This window comes from Natronomonas sp., assembly GCF_046710025.1.
In the GTDB taxonomy this organism is placed as follows: Archaea; Halobacteriota; Halobacteria; order Halobacteriales; family Haloarculaceae; genus Natronomonas.
The window spans coordinates 1-5175 of the sequence record NZ_JBKEGK010000184.1 but is presented as its reverse complement, the minus strand read 5'-3'; the positions used below and the strand labels follow the sequence as shown (position 1 = coordinate 5175).

The window sequence follows — 5175 nt, the reverse complement described above, 5'->3', positions numbered from 1 at the left end:
TCCCGGTCACGAAGCAGCCGGACGATACCGTCGTCGGCGGTTCGGTCGTCGAGGATCACGCCCTCGTCGTCGCCGTCGACGACACCGAGAGCACCGCCGACCGAATCGCGACCGCGCTGTGGGAGATCCAGAGCCACGCGCCCGCCGCACAGCGGTTTGCGGACGCGCTCGCGACGGTATTCGTCCCGCTCGTGCTCGCCGTCGGGACCGCGGTCGCGCTCCGGCAGTTGCTGGCCGGCGGGTCCGTCGCCGCGGCCATGCTGGCCGGCCTCACCGTGCTGGTCGTGTCGTGTCCGTGCGCGATGGGGCTGGCGACGCCGCTGGCGGTCTCGGGCGGGCTCCGAGACGCGCTTCAGAGAGGGATCGTGGTCACGAACGAGTCGGTCTTCGAGGTTGCCCCCGAGGCCGACACGCTCGTCTTCGATAAGACGGGGACGCTGACGGCCGGCGAGATGCGCGTGGTCGACGTCACCGGCGACGAGGGAACGCTCCGGGCCGCAGCAGCGGTCGAGCGGTTGGCGAGCCACCCGGTCGCCGACGCGATACTTGAGGCCGCCGTCGCTGGCGATCCGAGCGCCGATCCGGCCCCCGGCGTCCCGGACGGGGGATCGGTGAGGCGTCGGCCGGACGCGGCGGCGACCGATTCAGGCGGGGATCCCGGTTCGGAACCGGATCTCGATCGGACCCTGGATACGGACCTCCCCGACGCGAGCGAGTTCACCCGGCATCCGGGGGAAGGAATCTCGGCGACCGTCGGATCACGGCGCGTCGTCGCCGGAACGCCCGAACTGATCGCGGATCGCGTCGGTGTGATTCCGGAGCGCCTCGCCGCGCGGATCGAGGCGATCGAACGCCGCGGGGGGTTGCCGATCGTCGTCGGGTGGGACGGACGGGCCCGCGGCGTGATCGAGGTCGCGGACGAGGAGCGGGCCGGTTGGGAAGCGGCACTCGGGACGTTTGCCGACCGCGAGATCGTGATACTGACCGGGGATGCGGAGGCGGGCGTCGAGCGGTTCCGCGAGCACCCTGCCGTCGACACCGTGTTTACCGGCGTCCCGCCCGACGGCAAGGTCGAGACGGTCCGGCGGCTGGCGGCGACCGGGACGACAGTGATGGTGGGTGACGGCACCAACGATGCCCCGGCACTCGCCGCCGCCGACCTCGGGATCGCGATGGGGGACGGGACTGCGCGCGCGATCGACGCCGCTGACGTTGTCGTCGACAGCGGCGATCTCACGGCGGTCGAGGACGTCTTCGGTCTCGCCGGTGGGACCCGTCGGCGCATCCGCGAGAACATCCTGTGGGCGTTCCTCTACAACGCCATCGCCGTCCCGCTGGCCGTGCTTGGGGTGATAAACCCCCTCTTTGCCGCCGTCGCGATGACGACGAGTAGTCTCATTGTGGTCACCAACTCGCGCCGGTCTGTCCTCGGTTGAGTCGCTGATTCGCCCAGCAGTCACAGCTAATATTCAATCCGTCATGCAAGATACAGGGCGCGTATCTTGCACGTAAACTACCCTACCCTACTTCGCTCGGGGGCAATCGCCCCGCTCGCTCGTTGAGGGTGGGGCCTCCGCCTTGAATTAGGTGAAAATTCCTGAAATCACCCCTCATCTGCTTTTTTCGAAGATGACGATGGAACCACTGCTGACTTGATCCTCTGTCCCTTGCACACCTTCTTTCACATATTTTATCAATAGTAGTAAATAAACCGATTATCCCCTGGTCCGTTCAGGCCCCTTCCCACAACTGTCAAAACCTTTCTATGACACGCTGAGTCCGATGCTAGTGTCGTTGTCGGTTGAGGATCGTCCACTTAACGGGCCGGCACGCGACCCGGATCCGCATCGAACACGTTTGCCACAACATCACATATAAATGAGTCCGGAACGTCGGGGAGAACTGATCATGCTCACTATTTCGCCCATCGCTCCCCGCCGGCGAGCGTCACACCGCCGTCCGTCAAGAACCGGAGACGGGATGCGATATCCGGATCAGTATCGGTCGCAGAGGGTAAATATATGAATTCAGTCACCGTTTCACGGACGATCGATGCACCGCTGGAGGCCGTTCAGGAGTCGATGGACCGGATCGGCCCATTTATCAAGGCGTCGGGGTTCGACGAGGTGACCGTCGAAGACGGGATGATCCATATCGCAAACCTCGTCGGGATCATGACGATCGAACTGACCTTGGAACTCGTTGACGATCCGGGTGCCACCCTCGCATACGAGCAACGCGAGGGGATCTTCGAGGAGATGCGGACGACGTATCGTCTCACACGGGTCGACGAGGGCACCGAGGTGACGGCGACGACGACGTTCGAACTGGGTGTCCCGCTCGTCGGCGACGCACTCGATTCCACGGTCATCGAGCGCCAGCGACGGTCGGAGCTCGCGGCGCAGTTCGACTGGCTGGCGGGGAATCGTTGAATTGAAGCGCGCGGTTCACCCGGATTATTCGGCCGGCACCGTCCGCACGAACTGCCGGATCGTCTCGTCGTTCTCGTTCCGGAACTCGACGCGGAACTGCAAGCCGGTTCTGGTATCCCCGATGTCGGCCCGCTCGAACTCGACCTCAAAGGGTGGGTCGTCGTCGGTCGCGATCACCTCCCCGCCGGACGTAACGACGACGTGATCGATCCCCTGGGCGTTCTCGACACGACACGAGATCGGGCTCTCGAACTCACAGACGACGTCCCCGCTTGCCTCTATCTCCCCGGCGCCGCCGTCGTCCGTCGGTGAGAAGTTGAGTAGCATGATGCCCGGGGTGAGCGTCCCGAAGATCACGACGAACACAAAGAAGATCGAGAGGTTGATTTTCCCGGAGTTGCGCGCGAACGTTTGCGTTATCGGGTGTTGTGCCGTCCGCCGGAGCCGGATGGTGAGGGGAACGACGACGAGGTGTGTCAGCGGCCCCCAGACGAGTAGGACGAAGCCGTAGGCCATCGTGTAGTACAGCGGCGTCCAGTCGGGTTTGACCGACAGCAACACCGAGCTCCCGGTCCACAGGAAGAAAGCCATGAAAACCAACGCCCCGCTCTTCAGCCACCGCCAGGTCAGGGTGTTGGCGTAATATACACTCAACAGATCCCGCCAGGCCTGCCCGGCGTACCACCGGATCCCTTGCTCGTTCGATTGCGATTCGGTCATTGTTGAGGCCTCTCGGTGTCGTCTGACGTATCGCGTTTCATCGTGTGTCTCGTCGAAGGCATTGTTTGACCCGGTTCGAGCCGGGTCCGTGGGTCGGCTCGGTTCGCTTGATTTGTTTGACTCGCTCGATTCCTTCGGCGCGCGCGGCAACGATTCCGTGGTTCAGCCGTCCGCGACCGCTGGGTGTCGACCCCCGGACCGGACGGACTGCCGCAGTCGGTTGTCGGCGAGCCCCGAATTGACCCGGCGCTCGCCGATGGTCGTCACCGCGATCCGCTTCAGGCCCCGATCGACCAAAGCTGCGTGAGGAGGAACCAATTCAGCACGTAGAGGGCGACGAACGTCGCCATGAAGATGAGACAGATGCCGAACGTCCCCCTGAGATCCGCGGCGTGAACGGACGTGCCGCCGTCGGTCTGGAGCCCTCCGTCAGGGAGCATCCCGCCGCCGTCCCCGTTCTCGATCCGGTCGCCGAACAGCAGCGACCCGACGGCGACGACGACGAACAGCACGCCCCCGAGAATCGCCAAGACGGCGAAGACGCCGAAGATGTTCATCAACGGTGCCGCGGCGGAGAGGCTGAACTCCGTTCCTGGGATATCTCGAACGACGCCCGAGATCCGGCGCGGAACGCCGTAAAGGATGCCGATGTACATCATCATCAACACCACGATCCCCATCGCCCCCGCGTAGAAATAGGGGACGATGGTCGCCAACCGCCCCGAGACGAAGTCCCGTCGGAACATGGTCTTGATGACGAAGAAGACCAGCCCGATGAACGCGAGCGTCGTCCCGACCGCGACGGTGCCGTGGAAGTGGCCGACAGTCGCAAAGGTGTTGTGCCAGGTCATGTTGAGCTGCATCTGACCCATCAACACGCCCGTGATCCCGCCGGCGAATCCGAACAGGATGATGCTAAAGATCGTCGCCGAAAACACCGGGTTCTTCCAGGGAGCGGAGGTGAGCCAGCCGAACAGCCCGCCGCCGAGGCCACGCCGGCGGCGCCCGGCCTCAAGTCCAGCCGGGATAGCAAAGGCGTGAATCATGCTTGCGAAGGCCGCTCCGTAGAATGCGTATGAGGTGTTGAAGATCCGCCAGCCGGCTGAAACCCCCGGGTCGACCATCAGGTGGTGGGCCGCCCCGAGGTTGATGAAAAAGAGATAGAGGATGAACGCCGACCGCGAGACCTTCTCGGAGATGACGACCGCGCCGCCGACCACGTGGGTAAGAAAGTACCACACGGTAATCATCGCGAGCAGGTTGATCTGTTGGGATCCGTGGCCGACGATCCAGTATAGCTGTCGATAGATCCCGGCATCGACCGATGCGATGATGCCTAAACGCCAGGCAAGCGCGTAGCTGAACGCCGCGATACCCCCAAGGATCGCCTCGACAGCGATGATTCCGGTAATGAACGCGCCGAAGGCCACGAGCGGCAGCGTTTTGGCGGCGTCCCCACGCTTTTCTTTCCAGATTGTGATGAAAAACGGCAGCGCGGCGATCGTCGCCCCGAGGAGGAACACGACCGCTGTCGCGTAGAACTCCGCCGAGACCTCCAAGGGGACGTACGCCGTCAGGAGCGGCGCCTCCTGCGCGCCGGTGTCCGTCGCCGTCCAGATGCTGTAGTTGACCCCGATGGCGCCGGCGATCATGACGAGCCAGCCGGCTTTCGCGAGGATCGTCGCTTCCAGCCGACGGCCGAGTACGATCGGCCCGCCAACGTAGAGAATGGCGATCTCCATAAACACCATCCAGAAAATGAGGATATTCCAGGCGTGCATGCTGAGATGCGTGTAATAGCCGTCCTCCGGCAGCAATCCGACCAACTCCCAGCGCGTCATCGCCACGTTGAACGCGAAGATGCCGCCGATGACCAAGGCGATGACGGCGGTCAGCCCGAACAGTTTGACGTACGTCTCCGCCGAGCGGTGAATCGACAGCCCGGTGACGGAACACTCCCGGAATCCGTCGTCATCGTACTCGCCGTCGAACAGCCCCAAGACGTTAGCTAAGACAGACATCT

At 63.7% G+C, this 5175-nt stretch carries 4 protein-coding genes; 2 read left to right on the top strand and 2 right to left on the bottom strand.

Annotated elements, in window-relative coordinates; genetic code table 11:
• Both ACI944_RS11435 and ACI944_RS11430 read left to right on the top strand, forming a co-directional pair.
• A partial coding sequence (locus ACI944_RS11435; RefSeq protein ID WP_411719186.1) for a heavy metal translocating P-type ATPase occupies positions 1-1436 on the top strand: 1436 nt, incomplete at its 5' end.
• A 585-nt stretch (positions 1437-2021) separates the two neighbouring features.
• The gene (locus ACI944_RS11430; RefSeq protein WP_411719185.1) at positions 2022-2432 is read left to right on the top strand and encodes an SRPBCC family protein; all 411 of its coding nucleotides are present in this window, start codon (positions 2022-2024) and stop codon (positions 2430-2432) included.
• Positions 2433-2456: 24 nt separating this feature from the next.
• On the opposite strand, the gene ACI944_RS11425 is transcribed toward ACI944_RS11430, so the two are convergent.
• Entirely contained in the window at positions 2457-3152 is a 696-nt protein-coding gene (locus ACI944_RS11425; RefSeq protein WP_411719184.1) for a hypothetical protein, read from the bottom strand.
• Between the two features lie 278 nt (positions 3153-3430).
• Complete coding sequence (locus tag ACI944_RS11420; RefSeq protein WP_411719183.1) at positions 3431-5173, bottom strand: cbb3-type cytochrome c oxidase subunit I; 1743 nt, start codon at positions 5171-5173, stop codon at positions 3431-3433.
• Between the last annotated feature and the right edge of the window lie 2 nt (positions 5174-5175).

Coding starts and splice junctions, on each gene's coding strand:
- ACI944_RS11430 (WP_411719185.1), top strand. CDS start 2,022: ATGAATTCAGTCACCGTTTCACGGACGATCGATGCACCGCTGGAGGCC.
- ACI944_RS11425 (WP_411719184.1), bottom strand. CDS start 3,152: ATGACCGAATCGCAATCGAACGAGCAAGGGATCCGGTGGTACGCCGGG.
- ACI944_RS11420 (WP_411719183.1), bottom strand. CDS start 5,173: ATGTCTGTCTTAGCTAACGTCTTGGGGCTGTTCGACGGCGAGTACGAT.